The following is a 26,422-nucleotide window of genomic DNA, read 5'->3' on the forward strand; positions in this document are numbered from 1 at the left end:
TGGCATGAAGGTCGGCTCTCGGCCGCTCATGCATCACTTGCGCAACAGTGGGCGGGGTCCGAAAAGGCGAAACAGCAGAAGCGCCGATATGAAATAGGTGCAGGCGAAGGCCCAGTAGGTCGCTGTCCCCCCGGCCGTCGGCGTGACTGGAAAGACCAGGATCGCCAAGTTGAACATAACCTGCATACACAGGACCAGGACGCCGCTTTTGGAACGCATATAGATGAAGGCGCACATTGCTGCGACGCCGGTCTGATTGATGAGCAGTGCGGCCAGGGGCAAGTCGGGGACAATGCCGACGTTGTAAAAAACCATAGGCGCCCACCAAGCCGTCCAAGCCAGCCCAACAATCATCGCCGAAATGTAAGTAGTGAAGATGTGAGACAATCGGCGAACTGCATAGCTGATCCAGACGATTTCCCCTATGAACGAGCCGACCAGAACGGTGGCAAGCACCGAGGGTCGACTGACAACCGAAAAGTTGACCTCAATCGCGTCGCCTCCGGTCAACATGCTCTTTAAGGAAAGAAATCCTATACATATCAGAGAGCTCCAGCCCAAAGCGAACAGGTACCAAGGTGGCGAGCGGCGCCATTCGAGCATCGGGCGAAGCGCGTCGCGCACTCCCTCCATCCCTCGCGAGCAGAAGATCACACCGAAAAATACAGCCCCCAGAAGGGCGAAACGGCCATAGTTGTAGAACCCTTTGGACAGGCTTCCGTGGGCGATCGCCGAGACGAAGACCGCATTCGCAACGAACATCAGGACCAGGAAAACCCAGATCTCATAACGACGAAAATAAGCAAGCATGGGAATGGCCCTTATTATGGTGGGCTGCGTTTTTCGGCTAATATCATCATCCACGATACGCCGCCCATACTCAGCGCTTTGGAAAAGACGATCCGAAAGCCCGTTTCGCTGAGAAGCGCCGCGTGGTTGTGGGAGAGCGAGTTTTCCGAACCGAAAGTATGCGATTTGAGGTCATTGGCGAGGTCATGGTCTGGATCGACGGGTTCGACCAGCGCTACCGCCACGCGGTCATGTATTGCGATCGCCTTGAACATGGATGAAAGTGCTGCGGACGAAAAATACTCCATCACCCCACCATATGTCATGACGATGGTCCCATCCTGCATATTCGCGTCCAGCCAATCCGAAGCATCCGCAGAGGTGAAGGATAGATGGGGGTTGTCTGAAAAGACCTGACGGTTGCGCTCTATAATCATTGGATTGATGTCAATGCCGATGGCCTGCGTGATATCTGGCAGCACCACAGCGCAATGTTCCAGAACCCGTCCGTCACCGCAGCCGATCTCAATCAGCCTGTTGAATTGCGTCTTTTGTGCCAGCGTCCGAAGTTCGTCGATAGTCTCGTAATGCGGCCCTAGGAACCAGTGGTCAAAGCGGTCAGTGAACTTGTCGTAGAAGCTTTCGGCATTGTTGATGCGCCAGCCATCCGAAAGTACCTTTTGCAGCGCGTCCGTATCGCCCCTCTGCCGAGCCCGGACGGTTCTGGAATGGATGATACAGCGCTTCAGACGAATATACCGTTCGGGACTCACCCCACTGCTGATGTCGCGCCCGAGGGCCGGAAAGACGAGATCCAGCGCGGTGCCGAGCCAGATCTTAACACGGGAACGCGAAGGTATCATACACTACTCCTTGTCCATTAGGGCGAGACAGCAGATTGCCCGCGGATCACCTAGATCGACAAAGGCGGCACGTGCGGCAGGTGTGGCAGGCCTCAGGTATCCAACTGGCCAGCCGTCATTAAGCTCAAGAGCGATATGCAGAGGTTGAAGCCCCATACCTTCGCCGGTCAACTTCATCCGGGCCTCCTTCGCCGTCCAAAAGGCGAGAAAGCGCAAAAGGCACAGGTTTTCGGACAGTGCCAAAAGTGTATCGGTCTCCGCTCCGGCAAAGACGCTGCGCGCCAAGCTTGCCACGTCGACGCGCCGGTCGATAAGTTCGACGTCGATGCCTACGGGCCCCCGTTCCGAAATGGCCAGAACGGCGAGGTCGCCGCTGTGCGAAAGGTTGAATTCCAGTGCCGGGCCCTTCACGCGCGGCTTGCCGTCCGGTCCGTCTGTCAGGATCAGCGTGCGAGGGTCTGCCCCAAGCGTGCGGCCCACCTCCCGGCGCAGAAAAGCGCGGCCGCGGATTTGGCGGTGTCGGTCGCGTTCGAAATGGAAACGCTCGGCACGCGCGGACTCGGCCGGCGACAGAAGGGCGCGGCCCTCATCCAGTGGCATATCGCGGTCGTCGTCGAGTTGGCAGACAGAAACGACGACGCCATCTGGCACGCCATTGACGTAGCCCGGCGTCGGATCAGGGAGCATTTTGCACGCCACGCACTAGACTTTCCTCTATGAGATTGGCCAGATGACGTGCATTTTAACCCTTCAGCATCGCAAGGTGCCCCCCCCGCACCAAGATGACTTCAGGCTGTCCGTCGGCCGTGCAGATGTCCGCCCAGCCATAGCTGGGGTCTCGCTCATCAGCGATGATGTCAATGAGTCGTTCCGGGCGCGATTTCAGCAACGTAACGTTACCGCCGAAAGGCCCTCCCCTGTAGCCACTTGCCGCAGTCCTCCAGTCTTTCTCCATAATGCAGTAGCGGTAAGTCGATGGGTTAATGTGACGAAGGACAGGCATGAGCGGTCCGCGTTCCGTCACCTTCCTGAACTTGCTCGACGCTCGCTTGAGAAAATGACCGACCCCCCTTTCGCACAGCTTGGTCCATTCGTAGCGCAGCCGCATATCTATGCTGACTTGGACATCCGGATCGAAATCAACAGCAAAGCCCGGTGCCGGGGCGTCAAGGATCAAGAAATGCGCGACAGTCTCGCCCATGGCCTCAAGTTGCCGCGCCATTTCCAGCGCGGTGAAAGCACCGCCGGAATATCCCGCGAGATGGTAGGGTCCTAGTGGCTGATGCTGGCGTAGATAGTGGATATTGTCAGCGGCCATTGCCTCAATCGTGGCATGGACAGAGTGGCCGTGAACCCCGCGGGTCTGGAAGCCGATCACCTGGCGCGTTTCACCGATCATCTTGCCCAATTCGTAGAGATTGTTCACGTTGCCGCCTACGCCCCCGATGATGAACAGCGCTGCCTCGTTTCCATCGTCCGGTCCCGAATTGATCACCGCCGTCATGTCCCATGGAGCATCGTTGACCGTGCCCGCAGACGCACAGCTACCTGCATCGGCCTCGTCCATCGTATCCTCGATCCGAGCCGCGAGGCTGCGCGCAGTTGGCGACCCGAACAGCGCCGCGATGGGCATGTCGACACCAAAGCTGCGCCGAATTTCCGCAAAAAGCTTCACCGTCAAAAGTGAATGCCCTCCCATTTCGAAGAAGTCATCATCCGGGGCGACCTCGTTCTGAACCAGAACCTCGCGGAAAATTGCGAGAAGCCGCTCTTGTGTGCCACCGCTGCTCGGCAGGGCATCGGTGCCGACAGTGAGCTCACGCATAGAGAGCGTTTTTCGGTCAATCTTGCCGTTCGGGGTCAGAGGAACTGTGGCTACCGTCTCGAACCGCGAAGGAACCATATAATCGGGTAGCCGCGCTGCCAGATGCGCGCGCAAACTCCTCGACGATGGGGCGCATCCGGCCTCGGCGACGAAATAAGCGATCAGGCGCGTGTCGCCGGGACCCGTCTCTTTCAACAACACAGCGGCCTGCTTCACGTCAGGATGATCAGACAGCGCCGCCTCGATTTCACCCAGTTCAATCCGGTATCCGCGTAGCTTGATCTGATTGTCCGTCCGGCCGAGACATTCGATCTCGTACCCGTCATCAATCCGAACCCAACGCGCAAGATCACCGGTCCGGTAGAGCCGTGCATTTGGCCGAGCGGGATGGGCGATGAACTTCTCCGCCGTTAGTGACTTCTGCCCGAAATAGCCAAGGGCCAGACTGTCGCCGCCAATCATAAGTTCGCCCGGAACACCCGGCGGCACGGGATTCATATCGGCATCGAGGATCCTGATTTCAGTATTGGCGATGGGGCGGCCGATCGTCACCCGCGCGCCACTGATCTTTTTTAAGGTCGACCAGACCGTCGTTTCAGTAGGTCCATACATGTTCCAGACAGATCCGCAACGCGTCAGCAGCTCACCGACGAGATCGGCGGGCACGGCTTCGCCCCCGACGAGTGCGGTCAGCGCAGGCGTTCCGGTCCATCCGGAGTCGATGAGCATCCGCCAGGTCGAGGGTGTGGCCTGCATGATCGAGATATCGGCTTCCAGGAGTATCTTCAGCCGTGTGCCATCCGCCGCATCATCGCGACGCGCCATGACGACGGTGCCGCCAGTGATCAAAGGCCCCCAAAGCTCCAGCCCCGCGATGTCGAATGATACCGTGGTCAGGGCAAGCATCCGCGCGCCTGGTTTCAACCCCGGCTCCCGCGCCATCGAGCTGATGAAGTTTACAAAAGCGCAATGTTGAATTGCGACGCCTTTGGGCATCCCTGTCGAACCGGAGGTGTAGAGGACGTAAGCAAGCGCTTCGGGATCCGTCGCGACGTTCGGAGCGACTTTATCCTGTGCCAGGATCAGACCAGAATCTTCGTCAAGATCAAGAAGCGACGCCCCCGATGCGATGTCGGTGAAAACTTCTTTCGTCGTTGCATCGACCAGGACGTAGGACGCGTCGCAATCCCTTATCATGTACCCAAGCCTGTCTGCCGGGAACGCAGGATCCAACGGCAGGTAGGCCGCACCGGTCTTTAACACGCCCAACAATCCCTCAATCAGACGCGCGTCGCGGTTCAGGGCTACGCCCACGCGATCGCCGGGCTTGACGCCACGCGCGATCAATGTGGCTGCGATCCGGTTCGCGCTCGCATCCAATTCGGCATAAGTGGTGCTTTTGCCTGCACATTCGACCGCGATACTGCCCGGCGATACCGCCGCCTGATCCGCGACCAGTTGGTGCAGCGGTTTGGCGGGATAATCGTGCGCGGGCCCGCTCGCCGCCTCCTTGAGCGCTGTCGCTTCTTCCGTACTCAGGGCCAGAAGTTCGGCGAGTGTCGCGTCGGGATCCCCTGCTATTCGGCCCAGCAGATTCGTCAGACCAGCCATGTGCTGGATCATCGTTGCTTCGTCGAAAAGGTGGGTATTGTAGGTCCACTCCGCCTGAATGATTTCCCTTCCAATGGTCATGTTCAGGAAAATCTCGAAGTTCTCGAAGGCGCGCGGATTCGATATGAACTCGGCCTCGGCCGTGCCAAAGCGCATGTTGGAAAGATCGATCCCGTTGTCGATGTTGAACATCACCGGGGTCAGCGGAACCCGCGCGGGATCGCGGTGAATGCAAAGTTGGCGTACGATCATGCCGAAGGAGAAATGCTGATGTTCGCTACCCTCGAGCATAATCGAGCGAATGTCCGCAACATAGTCGGAGAAGCGCGCCGCGCGGTCTATGCGACTGCGTAGCGGCATCAGATTGACGCAATGCCCCACCACTCCCGCCATGCCGCGACTCGCCTGGCCTGCAGCGGGCACGCCCACCGTCACCGCATCGGCACCGGTCACACGGGCAAGGTGGAGATTGAAAACCGCCAGTAACAGATTGACCAGCGTGACACCCTGCCTTGAGGCAGTTTTGCGCAGCCGGACCGTCAGATCGCTGTCCAAAGCGCGATCAAGACGCCGCGCTGCGACGGTGCGAGCCGCGGCGCGCGGTCGGTCTGTAGGTAAGTCCAGTGCAGGATCCGGCGCCTGGAACTTCTCGAGCCAGTATGCGCGATCCTCTTCGAAAGCGTCAGAGCGCTCCCAGTCAGCCTCGGCTCGGGCATAGTCGATGATGCTTTGTACTGGCGGCAGGTCCGCCGCGCATTTCTCGGTCAGAGCGGTGTAGAGCTTGCTGATATCACTCATGATGACATCGATCGACCAGCCGTCACAGACGATGTGGTGGGCGGTGATGATCAGATGGTGGTCGTCGGGCGAAAATGCCACCAGATGGGCGCGCACGAATTGCCCCGATACCATGTTGAAGGGTGTCTCGACATGCTCGTCCAACAGCGTCTTGAGCGCATTTTCCTGACTCTTCTTTTGTTTTCCAGTCAGGTCCACCAACGGTACATCAACGTCAAGGTCGGGGTGAATGTGCATCGTCATCCCGTCGGCCGAGAAAGTGGATCGCAGCGCATCGTGACGGTGCAAGCCAGTCGTGACTGCTTTGATCAGCGCGGCCCGGTCGATGGGCCCGACAAGTTTCAACGTGACGCTTTCATTGTAGGCAGGCACCACTTCCGGCGTCACGATCATCGCGGCCCAGATCTCGCGCTGTGCCTCAGTCGTCGGAACTGAGAGAATTCCCAATGGCGCGCGCATCGCGGCGGCGATCGCCGCCTCGCCCCCCGGCAAGGACAGGCGAGGCGGCGCGTGGTCGATGACCGGCCCGTCGTACATCACGGCCTCGCGGCCGGTGAGCATCCCGGCGCTGCGCAATTCAAGTGCAGAATCCTGCATGGCCGCGATGATGTGGTCCATGTCCTCGTCATCATGGGACGCCGTCATGTAGCTGGGGAAGCCCTCTAGCATGAACACTCCCCGGTCGCGCAGATGCGCGCCCAGAAGCGCACCGAACTTCTGATCCTCGCCGATGCGCAGATACATCAAGGATCCGCAATTGGGCATCTGGAACGGAAAATCATTGTCGGCAAACCATTTGTCGAGCGTTCCAGCCACCCGATCACCTTTGGCGGCGACCGTCTTCCAGAAAAAATCGGGCTGCGATTTGAAGTAGGTCAGCATCGCCTTGAGGCTGGCCATCGCCAGCGGGTGTCGCACAAAGGTGCCGGCAAAGAACGTGACCGGCGCATCGGGAAAGCTGTCATCGCCATAGTTCCAGATGCCGCCGTCGAACGTGTCCATGTAGCGCGCCTGCCCCGAGACGACGCCGATCGGCATCCCCCCGCCCACGACCTTACCGTACGTGACAAGGTCGGCCTTGACCCCGTAAAAACCCTGCGCGCCGCGCGGGCCAAAGCGGAAACCGGTCACGACCTCGTCGAAAATGAAAAGGCTACCAGACTTTTCGGTAATGCAACGCACCTCCCGGATGAATTCCGTCGGACGGAGTTCGGGGCGACGGCTCTGCACGGGCTCGACGATGACCGCAGCCAGACTGTCGGCGTTCCTGCGGATGTAATCCAGGGCCTGCGGCGTGCCATAGGGCAGCACGATGACGTTCTTCACAGAATCGCGCGGAATGCCGGGGGCAAGCGGCAGTGTGCGCGGACCATCCGTGCTGTCGATGCCGCGAACGAGCACTTCGTCGAAGTTGCCGTGATAATCGCGCGCGAACATTACGATCCGGTCGCGACTGGTCACCGTGCGGGCAAGGCGCATCGCTGCATAGACAGCCTCGGAGCCGGTGCACACGAAGCTTGCCCGATCGTTGCCGGTAACCTCGCAGAAGAGCTGCGACGCCTCCATTGCGGCAAGGCTCTGCGGGCCAACTTCAAAACCCGCATGTAGCTGCTCCTCAACCGCTTTCACCACCAGGTCCGGCGAATGACCCAAGAAACCGGGGCCGAAGCCGTTGAGGATATCTATATATTCGTTGCCATCGACATCAATCAGACGCGAGCCCTTCGATTTCACTGTTACGATCTGATAGACGATGTCCTTCCACAACTGATTAAAACCCGAGGCTGTGCGCGGATCGGCGTGGAACGGACGGTAGTGGGCGGTAAGCTCCTTCGATTTTGCGGTCTTGGCGGTATAGCGCGCGGTCAGCTGGTCGATATGGGCGCGCTGCGCTGGGGTAATCTTGTCGGCGTCGCGTGCGATGCGGGTCATCGGGGCGGAGGATGGGGCCGCCTCCCTATCCGCGTCGCTTCGGGCCGGGGGTTCGTCGATCCTCGTCATCTCGGCCAGCGGTGTGCGGTCCGACGGGGCTTTCCCGTCCATGTTGCCATGTTCCTCGACATGAGCAGCCAGTGCGTCGATGGTGGCCAGGGTGTCGATCAGCTGGCGCAGCGTCACCGTGACGCCAAAGCGCTCGGACAATTCGCGTGTCGCCTGGGTCAGCAGCAGCGAATCGAAACCAAGCTCGAGAAAGCGCGCTTCGCCGGCCATCTCGGACGGATCGATCCCGGAAAGGTCCGACAGCATGTCGCGCAGCGCAGCGGCGGCGGTGATGCGCGGACCTTCGAGCAAGGCAGATGCTGTGGCCGGCTCATCCTGCGCGCACATTGCCTGCGGTTGGGATTCGAGCGTGGGCAGAGATGCCGTGTCGAAGGGTTCGACCCAGAAGCGCTTGCGCTGGAAGGGATATGTGGGCATGCCCGTGACGCGCCGGGAGGGAATGCGATCCTCGTCAAGCCGGGTCCAGTCCACCGGATAGCCGTTCGCCCACAGCCCGCCGAAAGCTTCAAGCATGGCGCAGTGCGAATCCGCATCCTCAGCCTGCGCATGGGGCAGCGATGCAAGCACCGGCTGCGCTTTCTTGCGGTCGGGGTTCTGTCCGGCCAGAACAGACATGCTGCGTCCTGGCCCGCTCTCGAGAAAGATATGTCGACCCTCGGCCCACAATACCTACACCGCGTCATAAAAACGCACCGGACGGCGCATGTGGTCGGCCCAGTAACAGGGATCGACAGCCTCGCTCTCGGTCAGCCATTCGCCGGTGACGGTCGATACGATCGGGATCGCGGGGGCGTTGAACGTCAGTTTCGCCAGAGCTTCACGAAAAGTCGCCAGCGCCGGTTCCATCATATGCGTATGAAACGCGTGGCTGGTGTGTAGCCGGGACGTAACGATACCTGCCGCCTCTATCTGCGGCAGAATTTCCGCCGCCGCGTCCGCTGGCCCAGCCAGAACGCAGGCCTTGGACCCGTTCACCGCAGCGAGATCAAGCCCTGCGCCAATCCAAGGTTTAAGCGCGTCCTCGGCTGCGCGGACCGAAACCATAACCCCGCCCGGAAGATCCGCCATTAGCCGTCCGCGCAGCGCGATCAGCTTTAGTGCATCCTCGAGCCCGATTACCCCTGCGATGGTGGCAGCGGCGAATTCACCGATCGAATGGCCTATCATCACATCCGGGCGGACGCTCCAATGATCCCATTGCTTAGCCAGTGCATAGCTTATGGAAAAGATCGCAGGCTGGGCCAGCGCGGTATTCTTCAGTGCTTCATTTGCCTTTGAATCGGCGTCGGGTGCGTGGATCACTGACAGAAGATCAAGACCCAATTCAGGTTTCAACAGGTCCGCGCAAAGGCCAAGCGCTTCACGGAAAACCGGCTCGGACGCGAACAACTCGCGCGCCATGCCGACATGCTGCGCGCCTTGACCGGGAAAAAGGAAGGCGACCTCGTCGCGTCGCCCGGCGGCGACGGGCCGGGGCGCGCCGGCCGAGATTTTGCTGGAAAGGCCTATCATGTCTTTCGCCACAAGAACCGCGCGATAGCCATAGGAGCCACGGCCATTTCGCAGCGTCGCCGCCACGCCGTCCGGATCAGCGTCCGGATTGGCTGCGGCCCAGTTACCAAGATCGGCACAGGCGGCCGCCAGGGCCTCGGGCGTGGAAGCAGAGACAGGAAATACCCGCGACCGGGTGCAGGATGGCCGCACACTGGCCGTCGGGACGGGCGCTTCTTCGAGGACCATGTGGATATTGGTGCCCCCTACGCCGAAGGCCGACACTCCCGCAAAGCGGGGCACTTCCGTGCGCGGCCAGCGGGTCACCGCGGTGGCCGGATAGAAGGGCGACGCCGCAAAATCTATGCGCGGATTGGGGGTTTTGTAATGCAGGAGAGGAGGGATCACGCCGTGCTTCAGTGTCAGCGCAGCCTTGATTAGACCAGTTACCCCGGCGGCGATGTCTAGGTGCCCAACGTTGGTCTTGGCGGAACCAAGCGCACAGAAGCCGCGATCTTCGGTATCGGCCGTAAACGCATCGCGCAGCGCGGCAAACTCGATTGGATCGCCAAGCGGCGTCGCGGTGCCATGCGTCTCGACATAGCCGATTTCGCGCGGTGTCACGCCCGCAGCGCTCTGTGCAGCCCGGATCACCTCGGCCTGCGCACGGATCGACGGCGCCGCATAACCCGCCTTTTCCGCTCCGTCATTATTGATCGACGACCCGCGGATCACCGCGATCACCTCGTCTCCGTCCTCTAGCGCGTCCTTCAGGCGACGCAGCACCACGATGCCCGCACCATCACCAAAGACCGTCCCTGTCGCGTCAGCATCAAAGGTGCGACAGTGGCCATCGGCCGAGGCCATGCCATCGGGAAGATACTTGTAATTTCGGTGCGCCGGAAACGTGACGGACACGCCCCCCGCGAGCATCATATCAGCCGTGCCGCCGCGCAGCGCATCACAGGCTTGAGCGACGGCGACAAGTGAGGTGGAACAGGCGCAAAGCACCGTAGCGGCCGGCCCCCGCAGGTTCAGCTTGTAGGCGATGCGGGTGGCGATGAAATCCTTGTCATTGCCGAAAAGCGTCGAAAAATCGTCGAGCGGATAGCTCGCCGCGAACTTCCGCGATGCTCCGGGTGCGCTCATCAGATTGTTGAGCAGATAGGAATTCTGGCTCGATCCGGCGAAGATGCCGACCTTGCCGGGAAAGCGCGCCGGATCGTGGCCCGCATTGTCAAGCGCCGTCTGCGCCACTTCCAACAGGATGCGGTGTTGCGGGTCCATTCGTTCCGCTTCCCGCGGGGGGATGTTGAAATGCCGGGCGTCAAACATATCGGCATCGGGCATCACGCCGCGCGCATTGACGAAATGCCCCTCCGGATCGGCTTTCGACAGGTCTACGTCCAGTTCCTCGGGCGAGAAATGCGAGATCATCTCGCGCCCGCTCACCAAGCCCTCCCAGAATGTCGCCACATCCGGCGCACCGGGAAAGCGCCCGGCAAGCCCAATGATGGCGATATGCCCGGCATCCGTGTCGCCGCCCGTCCCTGCTGTTCCGGTTCGCGATGCCGGCCGAGTCTTCTGTGGCTGCGAGGGTGCCTGCGACAGATGCTGCGCCAACGTGGCGGTGGTCGAATGAAGGAAGAAATCAGTAATTACAAAGTTTCGCTCCAGCGCGCTCTGAAGCCGTTCATGCACCCGTGCAATATGCAGGGAGGAGGCGCCGAGGTCGAAAAAATTCGCGGTACGGTCCAGATCGGCGGAATTCGTACCAAGGACATCGGCGAGCGCCGCGACAATCATGTCCTCGATCACACCAGCACTTTCGGCAGGCGTCACGTCTGGGCATGGCTTTGGTTGTGCCTGCGGTAGCGCACGCTTTTCGAGCGCTCGGCGGTCTACCTTGCCGTTGTCGTTGAGCGGCAACCGATCCAGCCGCAAGAACCGGGAGGGCATCGCATAGTCAGGTAGTCGTGCCGCCAGATGCGCCTTGAGCGCCGCCTCATCCGGCTCGGCATCGGCAACCAGCCAAACCACAAGCATCTTGTCTGCAACATCCTCGCGCGACGACCGCGCCATTGCCACAGCCTGACGGATGCCCGCGAAATCCTCGGTCGCCGCCTCGATTTCCCCCAGTTCGATACGAAAGCCGCGCAGCTTGACCTGCGTGTCGATGCGTCCGAGGTAATGGAGCAGGCCGTCATCGTCCCGCCGCACCAGATCGCCGGTTCGGTACAGCGTCAGCCCAGGATCCCAAGGCGCGGACACGAATTTTTCGGCCGTCAGGTCCGGATCCCCCAGATAGCCTGTCGCCAGACCCGCCCCGGCGGCGCAAAGCTCTCCTGCTTCGCCGGGGGATACGGCCTGCAACTCGGCATCAAGCACGAAAACCTCTGTCCCCGAGATGGGCCGGCCGATAGGCAGCGGCACACCTGCCTCGACATCGGTTCGCAAAATCTGGTGACAGCAGGTGAAGGTGGTGTTCTCCGTCGGGCCATAGCCGTTGATAATGGTAAGATCCGGGCATTTGGCCATCACCTGCGCAACCTTGGCCGGCGAGACTATGTCGCCTCCGGTCAGCAATTGACGGAGCCGCGCCAAATCGCCGGGGCGTTCGTCGGCCATCGCGTGGAACAGCCCTGCGGTCAGCCATAGGCTTGTAATTTCGTGGCGGGCAATCATGCTGCCAAGCGCACGCAACGATTTCGTCGACGAGTCGGGCAGCACCAGAGCACCCCCATTCAAAAGCGCGCCCCAGATCTCCAGCGTCGCTGCGTCGAAACCTATGGGAGAGGCCTGGAGTATCCGCTCGTCCGGCCCAAGATCCATGAAGTCCTGCCCGCAAACCAATCGCAGGACTGCCCGCTGCGGTACGATCACGCCCTTCGGCGCACCCGTGGAACCGGAAGTATACATGACATAAGCCACGGCTGATGGCTCACAGGCCGGCTGTCTGATCGGGGTCGCGGCAGCGGCCTCGCTCGTCCAGTCGAAATCGATGCGGGTCAAACCGGACTCTTCCAGTGCCGCAATCGCCCCGACGATTACGTGCAACCCGGCGTCGCGCGCGATAACGCGCAACCGTTCGTCCGGATAGTAATTCGGCAAGGGCACATAGCCCGCCCCGATCTTCTGGGTCGCCACAAGCGCGATAATTGTCAGCGGGTCGCTCTGAGCAGCGATGCCGATCAGAGATCCTTGTTTCACGCCTCCGTCTTTCAGGCGCGCGGCCAGAAGATCCGACAGGCGATCGAGCTCGGCATAGCTGAAGTCACGACCGTCATGGACAAGAGCAGTGTTCGTAGCGAAATTTTCTACTGCTAACCTGAATGCCGAGCCGATGCACTCGGGTAGGATGAGTTTTCTCAACACCAAAATGAACCTCGTATGACATAGCCATTGTCATGGGTTGCTGAAACTATAGACAACACACAAGAAGAGAGAGCTTAACTCATCTGGATAGTTTAATTATGATCGTACTGGTCTAATTATGCGGCATATTTGTGGTGGCGCAAGCGCCGCGTATTTTTACATCCTTTCGTTTATTTTTCACTTTTGTTCAGAATAGGTTTGCCCTGTTTGTAATAAACGTGGGCGTATGTGACATTTTACTGGCTGAACCGCGCCTGGCTATGCCGTTTCTCGCGGGCCATTTTTTCAATCTCACAGGTTTGAAGAAGGGGATGCACATGACCAAGAATCAACGTGAGATTCTGCGCAAGTTGCGGATTCTGCGACACGCCAAAGAGATCAGTCGCGTCGCCAGGGCTTGCCGGTATTTTTGGATAGAACGATCCGACGATCCTTTCACGTGCCCATTCGCCTCCAATTCTGGGAAAAGGTCGGAAGTATTCTGTGGCCGAACTGCGGCGACATAGTCTAGAAGGCCGAGCGCGATCAGCCTGTCATGCACCGGCACACCGCGCTCAACTGCGAGCGTCTTCACTCCGCGACCATCGTTCTCCGCGAAATCGAAGAAGGCAATTCCATACTCCTCGCGAAAGTCTCTCAACGAGAGGGCCGTAAGTTCTTCCCACCGCACTCCGGTATAACCCGCGAATAGGGCGAACGCGTCACGGGCTCCCTCTGGTATGTGTGACACCAATGTGCGACATATCTGACGAATATCTAAACAACTGTTTTCGATCAGTGTGCTAAAATTCACTTACCTCTGACTATCCTCGCCGAAGGCGAAATCCGCCACTTCAACTCCAGGACCACCCCCATGATCCCCAGCACCTACCCCCCCGCCGACGAGATCGCGCGCCTCACCGCGCGCATGCTGCTGGAGATCGGCGCCGTCCACTTCAACGCGGAAACGCCCTACATCTACTCCTCCGGCCTGCCCGGCCCGACCTATATCGACTGCCGCAAGCTGATCTCCTATCCGCGCATCCGCTCGACGCTGATGGATTTTCTAGCCGTCACCGTGATGCGCAACGCCGGCTTCGAAGCATTCGACAACATCGCAGGCGGCGAGACGGCAGGCATCCCGTTTGCCGCGCTCATGGCCGAGCGTTTGGCACTGCCGATGACCTATGTGCGCAAGAAACCCAAGGGCCACGGGCGCGGCGCGCGCATCGAGGGCACGATGGATGAGGGCCAGCGCGTGCTGTTGGTCGAGGATCTGACCACCGATGGCGGCTCCAAGATCGGCTTTGTCGATGCGATCCGCGAGACGGGGGCGACCTGCGCGCATACCGCCGTGATCTTTTACTATGGCATTTTCCCGGACACAGTCAAAACGCTGGGCGATCATGGCGTAACGCTGCACCACCTTTGCACCTGGTGGGACGTGCTGGCCGAGGCGCGCGCGCAGGGCACCTTCGACGAGTCGACGCTGCGCGAGGTCGAGGCGTTCCTCAAGGCGCCGCGTGCATGGCAGGACGCGCGAAGCTAGTCTCTGGCGCATTTGCGCAACAGTCCGCGCGCTCGGACACCATATATTGACAGGTGGGTGGCCTGCGCCGCAAGATAGGCGCAGTCAAGGCGCGGCGCGTTCTATCCACAGAGATATACAATTTGCCCCGGCGCCCGACCTGCCTGTAAGAGCTTGGGCCGAGCAGCCGGGAACCCGAAATGAACGAAATCACCACATTCAACGCCACCGGAAGCGCAGCCGGTGCCGAAGTGCAAGCCGCCGACACGATGCCTCATTCGATCGAGGCCGAGCAGCAGCTTCTGGGCGCGATCCTCACCAATAACGATGTATTCGATCGCATTGCCAGCATCATCGGCCCGCAGCATTTCTATGATCCGGTCCATGCTCGCATCTTCGAGACCGCCTCGGCGCGCATTGCCAAGAACAACCTCGCCTCGCCCGTCACGCTCAAAGCCTTCATGGAAGAGGATGAGGGCCTGAAGGAACTGGGCGGGCCAGCCTATCTGGTGAACCTCGCCGGCGCGGCCATCAGCACCTATGCGGTGCGTGACTATGCCCAGATGATCTATGACCTGGCGATCCGCCGCGAGCTTATTGCCCTTGGCCATGACATCGCCGGCAAGGCCGCGCGCATGGATGTCGACAGCGAGCCGAAGGACCAGATCGTAGAAGCCGAGCAGATGCTCTACAAGCTGAGCGAGCAGGGCCAGACCGAGAGCGGATTTCAAAGTTTTCTCAAGGCTGTATCGGACGCGGTTAATGTTGCCAACGCCGCCTATCAGCGCGAGGGCGGCCTTGCCGGCGTTTCGACCGGCCTTGTCGACATGGACAAGAAGCTGGGCGGCCTGCACAAGTCCGACCTTCTGATCCTCGCCGGGCGCCCCTCGATGGGCAAGACCTCGCTGGCGACGAACCTCGCCTTCAACATCGCCAAGGCCTATCGGCGTGGCACGCGGCCCGACGGCACCGAAGGGTCGATTGAGGGCGGCGTCGTCGGCTTTTATTCACTGGAGATGAGCGCCGAGCAGTTGGCCGCGCGCGTGCTGTCCGAAGCGTCCGAAGTGCCGTCCGAGCAGATCCGCCGCGGGGACATGACCGAGGGCGAGTTCCGCCGCTTCGTCGATGCCGCCAAGCAGCTGGAGTCCTGCCCGCTTTATATCGATGACACGCCCGCCCTGCCGATCAGCCAGCTGGCGGCACGCGCCCGGCGGCTGAAACGGACCCACGGTCTGGATGTGCTGATCGTCGACTATCTGCAGCTGGTGCGCGGCACCGGGCGCAGCGAGAACCGCGTCAACGAGATTTCCGAGATCACCATGGGTCTCAAGGCCATCGCCAAGGAGCTGGACATTCCGGTCATCGCGCTCTCGCAGCTCTCGCGCCAGGTGGAATCCCGCGAAGACAAGCGCCCGCAGCTGTCGGACCTGCGCGAATCGGGCTCGATCGAGCAGGACGCCGATGTCGTGATGTTCGTCTTCCGCGAGGAATATTACGCCGAGCGCGAGAAGCCCTCGGATGACAAGCTGGAGGAAATGGCCGCTTGGCAGGAGCGCATGGAGCGCCTGCATGGCAAGGCCGAGGTCATCATCGGCAAGCAGCGCCACGGCCCCATCGGCACGGTCGAGCTCAGCTTCGAGGGCCGCTTTACCCGCTTTGGCAACCTCGTGCAGCCCTGGCAGAATGGCGGCGGTGGCGGCGAGCAGGAATTCTGATGCGTCGCCCCTGCCCTGCGCTTTGGTCTTGACCCTGCGCGCGCCCGTGTCACAAGACCGCCCATGAGCACAGCCACCCTTACCGTCGATCTGAATGCGCTGACCGCCAACTGGCAGGTCCTGGCCGCGATGAGCCGCGCCGAAACCGCCGCCGTGATCAAGGCCGATGCCTACGGCCTTGGCGCAGGGCGTGTGGGCCGCGCGCTGGCGCGTGCAGGCGCGCGCACCTTCTTCGTTGCCGTGGCCGAGGAAGGCGCGGCCCTGCGCACGTCCCTTGGTCCCGGCCCGATGATTTACGTGTTCTCGGGCCATATGGCCGGGGATGCGGACATGCTGGGCGACATGGATCTCACGCCCGTGCTCAATTCGCTCGACCAGATGATCCGCCATCTTGAGGCGCTGCCGGGCCATCCCTTTGCGCTGCAACTCGATACCGGCATGAACCGTCTTGGCATGGAGGCCAGCGAATGGTCTGCCGTGCGCGATATCGCTATCGCACAAGGCCCGCAGCTGATCCTCAGCCATCTGGCTGCCTCCGAGGATCCGGGCGACGATATGAACCGCCATCAACTCCAGACTTTTCGCGAGATGACGGCGGGCCTCGACTGCCCGCTGAGCCTGGCCAATACGGGCGGTGTTTTGCTGAACAAGGCCTATCATTTCGACGTCACGCGGCCCGGCATCGGCATTTACGGCGGGCGGCCCTTTGCGGATGCGCGCCCGGTTGTGTCGCTGGATATCCCGGTGATCCAGTGCCGCGATGTCGCCGCGGGCGAGACCGTCGGCTACAACGGCACTTGGCGCGCAGAGCGGCCCAGCCGCATCGCGACCATCGGCGCGGGCTATGCCGACGGGCTGTTTCGCACGCTTGCGGGGCGCGCATCGGTCTGGGTGGACGACCTGCCCTGCCCGCTGGTCGGACGCGTTTCGATGGACCTGATCGGCGTCGATATCACCGATGCACCGGGCGATCCCAAATCGGTTTCGTTAATGGGGCCGGATCAGGGTATCGACGACATTGCCGATGCGGCCGGCACCATCGGCTACGAAATCCTCACCGCGCTTGGCGCGCGCTATACACGGCGGTATCTGGGCGCATGAGCGTGATCTTTCGGTTCTTGGCGGCGCTGGGGCGTCATGTCCTTGCCGCCCTTGCAGGCGTTGGGCGCGTGTCGCTTTTCGCCAGCGGAACGGTATCGCATCTGGCGCGCCCGCCGTTTTATGGGCGCGAATTCTATCATGCGCTGATCCAGATCGGTTGGCTCTCGCTGCCGGTCGTTGGCCTCACGGCGCTTTTCACCGGCGGCGCGCTGGCGCTGCAAATCTATGCGGGCGGCGCGCGTTTCAATGCCGAAACGGTCGTGCCCTCCATCGTGGCCATCGGGCTGACGCGCGAGCTTGGGCCCGTTCTGGGCGGCCTCATGGTGGCCGCGCGCGTGGCGTCCTCCATCGCTGCCGAGATCGGCACGATGAAGGTGACCGAGCAGATCGACGCGCTGACCACGCTGTCGACCAATCCGATGAAATATCTCACCCTGCCGCGCGTTCTGGCCGCGACGCTGGCCGTGCCCCTGCTGGTGGGCGTGGGCGATGTGATCGGCATCATGGGCGGCTTCCTGGTGGGAGTCGCACGGCTGGATTTCAACGCGGCCACCTACATGCATAACACGCTGGATTTTCTGGAATCCTGGGACGTCATCAGCGGCATGATCAAGGGCGCGGTCTTCGGCTTTATCGTGGCGCTGATGGGCTGCTATTACGGGATGAATTCGGGCCGGGGGGCGCAGGGTGTGGGCCGCGCGACCAAATCCGCCGTCGTTACCGCCTCGGTCCTGATCCTGGCCAGCAACTACGTCCTGACAGAGGTGTTTTTCTCGGCATGATCACCCTCGAAAACGTCCGCAAGGCCTTTGGCACCAACCACGTCCTGCGCGGCGTGGACCTGACGATAGACAGCGGCACGTCGATGGTCATCATCGGCGGGTCCGGCACCGGCAAGTCGGTCCTGCTGAAATCCATTCTCGGCCTCGTGCCGCCCGATAGCGGCACAATCCTGCTGGATGGCAAGGACGTCGCCCGTGGCGACCGCGATGCGTTCCTTGCGCGCTTCGGGATGCTGTTTCAGGGCGGTGCCCTCTTCGATTCGCTCCCCGTCTGGCAGAATGTCGCCTTCCGCCTCTTGCGCGGCTCGCTCAAGCGGCCCCCGCATGAGGCGCGCGAGATCGCCATCGAGAAATTGCGCCGCGTTGGCCTGACCCCCGAGCAGGCCGACAAATTCCCGGCCGAGCTGTCGGGCGGCATGCAAAAGCGCGTCGGCCTTGCCCGCGCCATCGCCGCCGAGCCCGAGATCATCTTCTTCGACGAGCCGACGACCGGCCTTGATCCGATCATGGCCGGGGTCATCAATGACCTCATCCGCGAGATCGTGACCGAGATGGGCGCGACCGCGATGACCATCACCCATGACATGACCTCGGTGCGCGCCATCGCCGACAATATCGCCATGCTGCACGACGGGGTAATCCAGTGGACGGGCCCCGTGGCCGAGATGGACGAGTCCGGCGATCCCTATCTCGACCAGTTCATCCATGGCCGCGCGACGGGCCCGATCGAGGCGGTCCGCTAAGCGGCGTTGACGGGCCAGCCCGCTTGGGGCATGAGCGGCGCATGGCGAAGAACCAACCGACATTCACCTGCACGGCTTGCGGTGCGGTCCATAGCAAATGGTCCGGCCGCTGCGACGCGTGTGGCGCGTGGAACACCATCCAGGAGGATGAGGGCCTCAGCGCCGGTCCCGCCGCGAATTCGCTCGGCACGAGCCGCGGCAAGGGCATGACCCTGACCGACCTGTCGGCCAAGGAAGCGCCGCCGCCGCGCACCGGCTCGGGCCTGAATGAGTTGGACCGCGTGCTGGGCGGCGGCCTTGTGCCTGCCTCGGCGATTCTTGTGGGGGGCGATCCGGGCATCGGAAAATCGACGCTTCTGCTTCAGGCGGCCGCCAGCTTCGCGGGACAGGGCCTCAAGACGATCTACGTCTCGGGCGAGGAAGCCAGCGCGCAGGTGCGCATGCGGGCCGAGCGTCTGGGCCTCTCGGGCGCGAACGTGCAGCTGGCCGCCGAAACGAATTTGCGCGACATCCTGACGACCATCGAGGCGGAAAAGCCGCAACTGGTCATCATCGATTCGATCCAGACGATGTGGCTCGATACCATCGGCAGCGCGCCGGGCAGCGTTTCTCAGGTGCGCGCCGCCGCGCATGAGCTGACAAGTTTTGCCAAGCGCAAGGGTGTCAGCGTGGTCCTCGTCGGCCATGTCACCAAGGACGGCCAGATCGCCGGGCCCCGCGTCGTCGAGCATATGGTCGACACGGTTCTCTATTTCGAAGGCGAGCGTGGCCATCAGTTCCGCATCCTGCGCGCGGTCAAAAATCGCTTTGGGCCCGCCGACGAGATCGGCGTGTTCGAGATGACCGGTGCAGGGCTGGCACAGGTTACCAACCCTTCCGCGCTCTTTCTCAGTGAGCGCGGCACGCCCTCGCCCGGATCAGTCGTCTTTGCCGGAATCGAAGGCACGCGCCCCGTTCTGTGCGAGCTCCAGGCGCTGGTCGCGCCCTCGCCGCATAGCCAGCCGCGCCGCGCCGTCGTCGGCTGGGATGGCGCGCGCCTGTCGATGATTTTGGCCGTGCTCGAATCGCGTGTCGGCATCCCTTTCGCGGGGCTGGATGTTTATCTGAACGTCGCGGGCGGCATGAAGATCACCGAGCCTGCCGCCGATCTGGCCGTCGCCGCCGCACTGATGTCTGCGCGGGAAGACGCCGCCTTGCCCGCAGATACGGTGGTTTTCGGGGAAATCAGCCTCTCAGGCGCGCTTCGTCCGGTGGGTCAGACCGAAAACAGGTTGAAAGAAGCGGAAAAACTTGGTTTCACGGCGGCAATCCTTCCCAAGGGTGGCAAGTCCGGCGGGAAGAGTGGTCTGAGACTGACGCGTGCGGCGGACTTGACCGGTTTCGTAGGTGACATTTTCGGCGCGGGATAGACGCGCATCAGGATCGGGGCGACATGGACGGATTTACCATTATCGACGGCGTGGTGGCGCTGGTTATCGTTCTGTCAGCATTGCTGGCCTATAGCCGCGGTTTTGTGCGCGAGGCGCTGGCCATTGCGGGATGGATCGTGGCGGGCATCCTCGCCTTCATCTTTGCGCCGCAGGTCGAGCCGCTGGTCAAGGAAATCCCGATGGTCGGCGATTTCATCGCCGATAGCTGCGAGCTGAGCATGATCGGCGCCTTTGCGCTGGTCTTTGCCGTCGCGCTGATCGTCGCGTCCTTCATCACGCCGCTATTTTCCTCGCTGGTGCAGCGCTCGGCGCTTGGCGGCCTCGATCAGGGGATCGGCTTTGTCTTTGGCGTCGCGCGGGGCGTCTTGCTCGTGGCGATTGCCTATTTCGTCTATGACACCGTCGTCACCGGGCAGGATATCCAGATGATCGACGACAGCCGGTCGGCCCGCGTGTTCAGCCAGATGACGGGCAAGATCGAGGACGGTAATCCCGAGCAGGCGCTGGGATGGATCACCGCGCAGTATGAGGCGCTTGTCGGGGCCTGCGACGCGCCCGAAGCGCCTGCAATCGACGCACCGGCAGAGGGCACCATCACCCCGGCTGAACCGGCGGAGTGAGGCCCAGGTGACCAATCAGATCCTCATCGCGACCGTTCTCATGGCGGTCGCTGGGGCGATGATCGCAAGCCAGGCGCCCATCAACGCCGCCCTCGGGCGTAGCATCGGCAGCCCAATCGGGGCCGCCACCGTCTCCTTCGCGGTCGGTTTTGCGGTTCTTCTGATTGCCACCTTCACCGTCGGCGACGGGGAGAGCCTGCTACGCGTGGGCGCGGTGCGCCCCTGGATGCTGCTGGGCGGCGCGATGGGGGCCGTCTTTGTCTTTGCCGCGCTCTGGAGCGTGCCCCTGCTGGGCGTCGTCACCACAGCCTCACTGATGATCTTCGGACAGATGGGCGCGGCGCTCCTCTTGGATCATTTCGGCGCGTTCGGCGTCGCTCAGCATACGATCAGCTCGACGCGCGTCCTCTCGGCCGCGCTGGTGGCGGGCGGGATGATCCTGTCACGCTGGTGACGCAGCACCCGGGATCACTTCGCCGAGATCATGCCGTGACACGGGCGCCATCAGTCCTTATGTGTGACACATCTGTGAAATCCAGATTCGGAGTGCCCCTTGGCCAAACTCATGCCTCCCGCCCATCCCTTTGACACGTCCTACCTGCGCGATGCGGGCGACGGCGACAAGCTGAAGGAGGAATGCGGCGTCTTTGGCGTCATTGGTGTTCCCGATGCGGCGAACTTCACCGCGCTTGGCCTGCACGCCTTGCAGCATCGCGGGCAAGAGGCTGGCGGCATCGTCAGCTACTGCGCCAGTGAAGGGTTCAACAGCGCCCGCCGCTTTGGCTATGTGCGCGACAATTTCACCAAGCAGAGCCTGATGGAGACGCTGCCCGGCGAGCTGGCCATCGGCCATGTGCGCTACTCGACCTCGGGCGGCAAGATGCCGGTGATCCGCGACGTGCAGCCATTTTTTGGCGAGTTTGCCATGGGCGGTGCGGCCATCGCGCATAACGGCAACATCACCAATGCCATGGCGCTGCGCAAGGAACTGATCGAGCGCGGCAGTATCTTTCAGTCCAATTCAGACTCAGAATGCATCATCCACCTTATGGCCCGCAGCCTGCAACGCACCATCCCCGAGCGGATGGAAGATGCGCTGCGCCGGGTTGAGGGCGCGTTCTCCGTCGTCGCCATGACCCGGACAAAGCTGATCGGCGTGCGCGATCCCTTGGGAGTGCGCCCGCTGGTTCTGGGACAGGTGGCCGATGGCTGGGTGCTGAGCAGCGAGACCTGCGCGCTCGACATCATCGGCGCCAAGTATATCCGCGAGGTCGCCCCCGGCGAGCTGGTGGTCATCACCAAGAGCGGCGTGGAGAGCCATTTTCCCTTCCGCAAGCAAAAGCCCCGCTTCTGCATCTTTGAGCATGTCTATTTCAGCCGCCCCGACAGCATCATCGGCGATCGCAGCGTCTATGAGACGCGCCGCCAGATCGGTGTCGAGCTGGCCAAGGAAAGCCCGGTCGAGGCGGACCTCGTCTGCCCGGTGCCGGATTCGGGCGTGCCCGCCGCTATCGGCTTCAGCCAGGAATCGGGCATTCCCTATGCGATGGGCATCATCCGCAACCAGTATATGGGCCGCACCTTCATCGAGCCGACCGAGCAGATCCGCAACATGGGTGTCCGTCTCAAGCTCAACGTCAACCGCGCCCTGATTGAGGGCAAGCGCGTGATCCTCGTCGATGACAGCGTCGTGCGCGGCACCACCAGCCGCAAGATCCGCGAGATGATCCTGGATGCCGGCGCCGCCGAGGTGCATTTCCGCATCGCGTCGCCCCCCACCGCATGGCCCTGCTTTTACGGTGTCGACACGCCCCAGCGCGACAAGCTGCTGGCCGCGACGATGTCTGAGGAGGAAATGCGCCAGCATCTGGCGGTGGACAGCCTCAAGTTCATCTCGCTCAATGGGCTTTACCGCGCGGTCGGCGAAGCGAGCGGTCGCGATCAATCCAGCCCGCAATATTGCGATGCCTGTTTCTCGGGCGAATACCCGGTGCGGCCATCGGATCAGATTGAACAGGGTTTCGAGCTGAAGGCGGCAGAATAATCTGCCCGTAGCTTCTCGAAGCTGCCTGACATGAACCCGCGCGCCAGAGGGTATGGCGCGCGGGTTTTTGTTGTTCGGTGCCTCAGAGGCCGTATTGCTCGCGCGCGTAATCTCCCAGTCCGACCGCGTCGAGCTTGGCCAGCGGCGCAAGGAAGGTCACCTGAATGACGCCCGGCGCGCGGCCGATCTCGATCGCGCCGTTGATCGTCGCGCGATTGCGGATCTCGGCAACGCTGACGTCCAGCAGCTTGGCCGCGCGGGCCAGCCCGTTCTCGATCGCATCGTTCAGGTTGGCCGCCGTGCCGATGACCGAAATCGGAGCCAGCGCCTCGATCTCGGAGACGCCCCATTTGGCCGCCAAACGCTGCCCCTTGGCCTTTTCGCTCTCGGTAAAGGGCTTGGCCATGGGCGGCAGGTCTTCTTCCAGCGGGAACAGCACCGGCCCGTCCAGCGGATAGCCTTTCACCACCTCAACCTGCAGCGTGACGCTGCCCGAGACATCCATCGTATGCCCCGCGATCTCGCCATCGCCCTGCCCGGCATGCATGTCACCCATATAGACGCCTGCGCCCGGCACCTTGACCGGCGCAACCAAGATCGCGCCGGTACGCACCGCATCGATGTCCAGATGGCCGTCTGTCTTGTGCTCGGCCAGCTGCTCGGGCGTGATGCCATATTCATGCGGCGCTCCTACCAGGAACGCACCGAAATCGCCGGCATTGTGGCTGTCGGGCATGGGCATGGACGGGCATGTGCCAAGCTGGCCCATGAAGGGGCGCATGCGCACAAGGGTGCCGGGCATGTCGGAGGGTGCATAGTGCAGGATCGAATGCTGGCGGCTGTGGTCGGGCAGCGCCGAGTAGTGATCGGCCTCGCCCGCCATCTTTTCCGCCGCCTCCTTGGGCACAGTCAAACCCACGGCGCGCGTATCGTCAAAGGTGACGGTGTAGCCATGCACGATCTCGAAGGGTTTTACCGCGTTGCCGCAGCTGTCGCATTTGACCGAATCCTGCCCCACGCCCTCGATATGGGTTTCGGGCCAGACTTTATCGCAGACCGGGCACCGCGCAGCCACGTAAGGATCACCCAGGCAGAACCCCTCGGGCGAGCTGTCATGCCCCGACGCGGTGGCGATGGATGTCACCGTGATGTCCCGGATCCGGATGGCGACGCCGTCGCCCACCTCGGCACCCTCGACGTAAATGGGCTGCGTGACCTCGTGCCCGCCCCGCAGGCTGGGCGTGATCATCGGACCCCAGCATCCCGGCGCAGTATTCGCGATGATCGTGCCGCCATTCTCGACCGGCCCAAGCATGGGCTGGTTCGGGTCGAGAACGCTATTGGTGAAATCGTTGACGACAACGCTGCGTTGCGCTTTGCCTACATTCGCTCCGTCCGGCATTTGTGCCTCCTCCAGGATCTGATGAGTCCCGAGAAACTATAGCCCGCCTCGTCAGATCCACAAGCTGTGCACCGCCGCGCGTGGCGCGCGCCGCATAATGACGCATGCGCGGCGCTTGACGCCGCCGCGCATGGGGTGCAAACCGCGCACATGACACAAGTAGCCCTCATCACCGGCGCCTCGCGCGGCCTTGGCGCGGCCCTCGCTCTCGAGCTGTCCGCCTCGCATCATGTCGTCGCCGTGGCCCGCACCACCGGCGCGCTCGAAGAGCTGGACGACCGCATTCAGGCAGCGGGCCATTCGGCCACGCTGGCGCCAATGGACATCACAAATGGCGATGCAATGCGGCAGCTGTGCCGCAGCATCCATGACCGCTGGGGCCGCATCCATTTCTGGGCGCATAGCGCCGTGCATGCCGCGCCGCTGACGCCTGCCGCGCATCTGGACGCCCGCGACTGGGACAAATCCGTTGCAACGAACGTCACTGCAACCGGCTATCTCATCCCCTTCATCGCGCCCCTCCTGGGCGAGGATGGGCAGGCGATGTTCTTTGAGGATTTCAAGGCGGGCGAGAAGTTCGCCGGCGCCTATGGGTCGACCAAGGCCGCCCAGATCGCCCTAGCCCGCTCGTGGCAGGCCGAAAGCGCCAAGCACGGTCCCAAGGTGCATATCGTCAGCCCCGGCCCGATGGCCACGGCGACGCGCGCGCGTTTCTACCCCGGCGAGGACCGCGAGGCGCTGGCCGATGCCGGGAGCGAGGCCCGCCGCCTGCTCTCACTGATGGGCTGAAGGCCTCGGGCAGGCTTGCCCGTCCGCGCCGCGCCCGATAGAGAAGGGACGAAACGCGGGCCGGAGGGCGGATTTTTGCGCATACTCATCACCAATGACGACGGCATCAACGCGCCGGGGCTCCAAGTGCTGACCGAAATCGCGGAGGCACTGGCCGGCCCCGAGGGCGAGGTGTGGTGCGTGGCGCCCGCGTTCGAGCAATCGGGCGTCGGGCACGCCATTTCCTACACGCAGCCGATGATGGTCAGCGAGATGTCTCCGCGCCGCTATGCCGTGCAGGGCAGCCCGGCCGATTGCGTGCTGGCGGGCCTGCATGACATCCTCAAGGGCTCGCCCCCCGACCTCGTCCTGTCGGGCGTCAACCGGGGCAACAACGCGGCCGAGAACGCGGTCTATTCCGGTACGCTGGGCGCCGCGATGGAGGCCGCGCTGAACGGCATCCGCGCCATCGCGCTCAGCCAGTTCTACGGGCCTGCGAACAAGGATCTTGACGACACGTTCGAGGCTTCGCGCGTGCATGGGCTGGACACCGTCCGGCGCCTTCTGGACAAGGGCGTCTGGACGCGCGACGATTACGGCATCTTCTACAACGTCAACTTCCCGCCCATCCCCGCCAGCGACGTCAAGGGCCTGCGCGCCGCGCGGCAGGGGTTTCGGCGCGACATGGGCTTCGGCGTGCAGCCGCACCTGTCGCCCTCGGGCCGCCGGTTCCTCTGGGTCACGGGCGCGCCGCAGCAGCAGCCCACCTCGCCCGGCTCGGATGCGGCGGTCAATCTGGACGGCTATATCTCGGCCACCCCCATGCGCGCGGACCTGACGGCGCATGACATGCTGGAGCCGCTGAAAGCCATCGAATGACAGACGCGCAAGACGATCCCGCCGAACGCAAGATGCAGTTCCTCTTCGCGCTCCGCTCGAAGGGGATCACGGATACGCGCGTGCTGACGGCGATGGAGCGGATCGACCGCGGCCCGTTCATCCGTGGCTATTTCGCCGACCGCGCGTATGAGGACATGCCCCTGCCCATCGCCTGCGGCCAGACAATCAGCCAGCCGTCGGTCGTGGGGCTGATGACACAGGCGCTCAAGCTCAGCGGGCGCGACAAGGTGCTCGAGGTCGGCACCGGCTCGGGCTATCAGGCGGCCATTCTCAGCCTTCTGGCGCGGCGCGTCTATACCGTCGACCGGCATCGCCGCCTTGTGCAGGAGGCCAGCGAGATCTTTCGCGCGCTCGATCTGACCAATATCACCGCGCTCACTGCCGATGGCAGTTTCGGCCTGCCCGATCAGGCGCCGTTCGACCGCATCCTTGTGACCGCCGCCGCCGAGGATCCGCCCGGACCTCTCTTGGCCCAGCTCAAGATCGGCGGTATCATGGTTGTTCCGGTCGGCCAGTCCGACACGGTGCAGCGCCTGATCCGCGTGACCCGCCACGAGGGCGGATTTGACTATGATGAATTGCGGCCCGTGCGCTTCGTGCCGCTGATCGAGGGGCTGGGGCGCGATACGGCCTGACGCCAGATGAAAAACAGGATAT

Annotated in this window: 18 protein-coding genes and 1 pseudogene; 13 read left to right on the top strand and 6 right to left on the bottom strand. The window is 62.4% G+C overall.

From position 1 onward, the window contains the following. Window positions 1–33: 33 nt before the first annotated feature. From ACEWPL_RS03200 to ACEWPL_RS03220, 5 genes are read right to left on the bottom strand one after another with little or no spacing between them, the layout of a single operon-like run. Window positions 34–810: a hypothetical protein gene (locus tag ACEWPL_RS03200; RefSeq protein WP_393930203.1), complete on the bottom strand. Its 777-nt coding sequence runs from the start codon at window positions 808–810 to the stop codon at window positions 34–36. 14 nt (window positions 811–824) lie between these two features. Continuing rightward, the gene (locus ACEWPL_RS03205; RefSeq protein WP_393930201.1) at window positions 825–1,652 is read right to left on the bottom strand and encodes a methyltransferase domain-containing protein; all 828 of its coding nucleotides are present in this window, start codon (window positions 1,650–1,652) and stop codon (window positions 825–827) included. A 3-nt stretch (window positions 1,653–1,655) separates the two neighbouring features. Next, on the bottom strand, window positions 1,656–2,339 hold the full coding sequence (locus tag ACEWPL_RS03210; protein ID WP_393930199.1) for a 4'-phosphopantetheinyl transferase family protein: 684 nt from the start codon (window positions 2,337–2,339) through the stop codon (window positions 1,656–1,658). Between the two features lie 55 nt (window positions 2,340–2,394). Continuing rightward, window positions 2,395–8,502 carry an amino acid adenylation domain-containing protein gene (locus ACEWPL_RS03215; RefSeq protein ID WP_393930197.1) on the bottom strand — a complete coding sequence of 2,036 codons (6,108 nt, stop codon included), beginning with the start codon at window positions 8,500–8,502 and terminating at the stop codon, window positions 2,395–2,397. Window positions 8,503–8,556: 54 nt separating this feature from the next. Next, window positions 8,557–12,753 (bottom strand): amino acid adenylation domain-containing protein, encoded by a 4,197-nt coding sequence (locus ACEWPL_RS03220; protein WP_393930195.1) that lies wholly within the window; start codon window positions 12,751–12,753, stop codon window positions 8,557–8,559. Window positions 12,754–13,070: 317 nt separating this feature from the next. On the opposite strand from ACEWPL_RS03220, the pseudogene ACEWPL_RS03225 reads away from it, so the two are divergent. The 10 genes and pseudogenes from ACEWPL_RS03225 to purF all read left to right on the top strand — a co-directional run. Beyond that, window positions 13,071–13,178: pseudogene (locus tag ACEWPL_RS03225) on the top strand (IS481 family transposase); the annotation flags it as partial. A gap of 428 nt (window positions 13,179–13,606) precedes the next feature. Continuing rightward, window positions 13,607–14,281: an orotate phosphoribosyltransferase gene (locus tag ACEWPL_RS03230; RefSeq protein WP_393930192.1), complete on the top strand. Its 675-nt coding sequence runs from the start codon at window positions 13,607–13,609 to the stop codon at window positions 14,279–14,281. A 179-nt stretch (window positions 14,282–14,460) separates the two neighbouring features. Next, window positions 14,461–15,975: a replicative DNA helicase gene (locus ACEWPL_RS03235; protein WP_393930190.1), complete on the top strand. Its 1,515-nt coding sequence runs from the start codon at window positions 14,461–14,463 to the stop codon at window positions 15,973–15,975. Between the two features lie 63 nt (window positions 15,976–16,038). Further along, complete coding sequence (gene alr, locus ACEWPL_RS03240) at window positions 16,039–17,076, top strand: alanine racemase (RefSeq protein ID WP_393930188.1); 1,038 nt, start codon at window positions 16,039–16,041, stop codon at window positions 17,074–17,076. Continuing rightward, complete coding sequence (locus tag ACEWPL_RS03245) at window positions 17,073–17,858, top strand: MlaE family ABC transporter permease (protein ID WP_393930186.1); 786 nt, start codon at window positions 17,073–17,075, stop codon at window positions 17,856–17,858. The genes alr and ACEWPL_RS03245 overlap by 4 nt, the downstream gene beginning before the upstream one ends. Then, window positions 17,855–18,601 carry an ABC transporter ATP-binding protein gene (locus ACEWPL_RS03250; protein WP_393930184.1) on the top strand — a complete coding sequence of 249 codons (747 nt, stop codon included), beginning with the start codon at window positions 17,855–17,857 and terminating at the stop codon, window positions 18,599–18,601. Before ACEWPL_RS03245 ends, ACEWPL_RS03250 begins: the two co-directional genes overlap by 4 nt. 41 nt (window positions 18,602–18,642) lie before the next feature. Further along, window positions 18,643–20,010, top strand: coding sequence for a DNA repair protein RadA (gene radA / locus ACEWPL_RS03255; RefSeq protein ID WP_393930182.1), 1,368 nt, complete (start codon window positions 18,643–18,645; stop codon window positions 20,008–20,010). Between the two features lie 23 nt (window positions 20,011–20,033). After that, entirely contained in the window at window positions 20,034–20,651 is a 618-nt protein-coding gene (locus tag ACEWPL_RS03260) for a CvpA family protein (protein WP_393930180.1), read from the top strand. 7 nt (window positions 20,652–20,658) lie between these two features. Further along, the gene (locus ACEWPL_RS03265) at window positions 20,659–21,105 is read left to right on the top strand and encodes a DMT family transporter (protein WP_393930178.1); all 447 of its coding nucleotides are present in this window, start codon (window positions 20,659–20,661) and stop codon (window positions 21,103–21,105) included. Between the two features lie 111 nt (window positions 21,106–21,216). After that, window positions 21,217–22,695: an amidophosphoribosyltransferase gene (purF, locus tag ACEWPL_RS03270; protein ID WP_393930226.1), complete on the top strand. Its 1,479-nt coding sequence runs from the start codon at window positions 21,217–21,219 to the stop codon at window positions 22,693–22,695. Between the two features lie 82 nt (window positions 22,696–22,777). Here the strand turns inward: purF and ACEWPL_RS03275 are convergent, their stop codons facing one another. Next, window positions 22,778–24,097, bottom strand: a complete 1,320-nt coding sequence (locus ACEWPL_RS03275; protein ID WP_393930176.1) for an acetamidase/formamidase family protein — start codon at window positions 24,095–24,097, stop codon at window positions 22,778–22,780. A 150-nt stretch (window positions 24,098–24,247) separates the two neighbouring features. Between ACEWPL_RS03275 and ACEWPL_RS03280 the strand changes: the two genes are divergently transcribed. The 3 genes from ACEWPL_RS03280 to ACEWPL_RS03290 all read left to right on the top strand — a co-directional run bounded on the left by ACEWPL_RS03280 (window position 24,248) and on the right by ACEWPL_RS03290 (window position 26,400). After that, on the top strand, window positions 24,248–24,886 hold the full coding sequence (locus tag ACEWPL_RS03280) for an SDR family NAD(P)-dependent oxidoreductase (protein WP_393930174.1): 639 nt from the start codon (window positions 24,248–24,250) through the stop codon (window positions 24,884–24,886). A gap of 75 nt (window positions 24,887–24,961) precedes the next feature. After that, window positions 24,962–25,744 carry a 5'/3'-nucleotidase SurE gene (gene surE, locus ACEWPL_RS03285; protein ID WP_393930171.1) on the top strand — a complete coding sequence of 261 codons (783 nt, stop codon included), beginning with the start codon at window positions 24,962–24,964 and terminating at the stop codon, window positions 25,742–25,744. Continuing rightward, entirely contained in the window at window positions 25,741–26,400 is a 660-nt protein-coding gene (locus ACEWPL_RS03290; protein WP_393930168.1) for a protein-L-isoaspartate(D-aspartate) O-methyltransferase, read from the top strand. Before surE ends, ACEWPL_RS03290 begins: the two co-directional genes overlap by 4 nt. Window positions 26,401–26,422: the final 22 nt, after the last annotated feature.

The organism is Roseovarius roseus (assembly GCF_043355935.2).
GTDB classification, from domain to species: domain Bacteria; phylum Pseudomonadota; class Alphaproteobacteria; order Rhodobacterales; family Rhodobacteraceae; genus Roseovarius; species Roseovarius roseus.

Bases quoted from the DNA above. Each gene is read 5' to 3' on its own strand.
- ACEWPL_RS03200 (WP_393930203.1), bottom strand. From the start codon at position 810: ATGCTTGCTTATTTTCGTCGTTATGAGATCTGGGTTTTCCTGGTCCTG.
- ACEWPL_RS03205 (WP_393930201.1), bottom strand. From the start codon at position 1,652: ATGATACCTTCGCGTTCCCGTGTTAAGATCTGGCTCGGCACCGCGCTG.
- ACEWPL_RS03210 (WP_393930199.1), bottom strand. From the start codon at position 2,339: ATGCTCCCTGATCCGACGCCGGGCTACGTCAATGGCGTGCCAGATGGC.
- ACEWPL_RS03215 (WP_393930197.1), bottom strand. From the start codon at position 8,502: ATGTCTGTTCTGGCCGGACAGAACCCCGACCGCAAGAAAGCGCAGCCG.
- ACEWPL_RS03230 (WP_393930192.1), top strand. From the start codon at position 13,607: ATGATCCCCAGCACCTACCCCCCCGCCGACGAGATCGCGCGCCTCACC.
- ACEWPL_RS03235 (WP_393930190.1), top strand. From the start codon at position 14,461: ATGAACGAAATCACCACATTCAACGCCACCGGAAGCGCAGCCGGTGCC.
- alr (WP_393930188.1), top strand. From the start codon at position 16,039: ATGAGCACAGCCACCCTTACCGTCGATCTGAATGCGCTGACCGCCAAC.
- ACEWPL_RS03245 (WP_393930186.1), top strand. From the start codon at position 17,073: ATGAGCGTGATCTTTCGGTTCTTGGCGGCGCTGGGGCGTCATGTCCTT.
- ACEWPL_RS03250 (WP_393930184.1), top strand. From the start codon at position 17,855: ATGATCACCCTCGAAAACGTCCGCAAGGCCTTTGGCACCAACCACGTC.
- radA (WP_393930182.1), top strand. From the start codon at position 18,643: ATGGCGAAGAACCAACCGACATTCACCTGCACGGCTTGCGGTGCGGTC.
- ACEWPL_RS03260 (WP_393930180.1), top strand. From the start codon at position 20,034: ATGGACGGATTTACCATTATCGACGGCGTGGTGGCGCTGGTTATCGTT.
- purF (WP_393930226.1), top strand. From the start codon at position 21,217: ATGCCTCCCGCCCATCCCTTTGACACGTCCTACCTGCGCGATGCGGGC.
- ACEWPL_RS03275 (WP_393930176.1), bottom strand. From the start codon at position 24,097: ATGCCGGACGGAGCGAATGTAGGCAAAGCGCAACGCAGCGTTGTCGTC.
- ACEWPL_RS03280 (WP_393930174.1), top strand. From the start codon at position 24,248: ATGACACAAGTAGCCCTCATCACCGGCGCCTCGCGCGGCCTTGGCGCG.
- ACEWPL_RS03290 (WP_393930168.1), top strand. From the start codon at position 25,741: ATGACAGACGCGCAAGACGATCCCGCCGAACGCAAGATGCAGTTCCTC.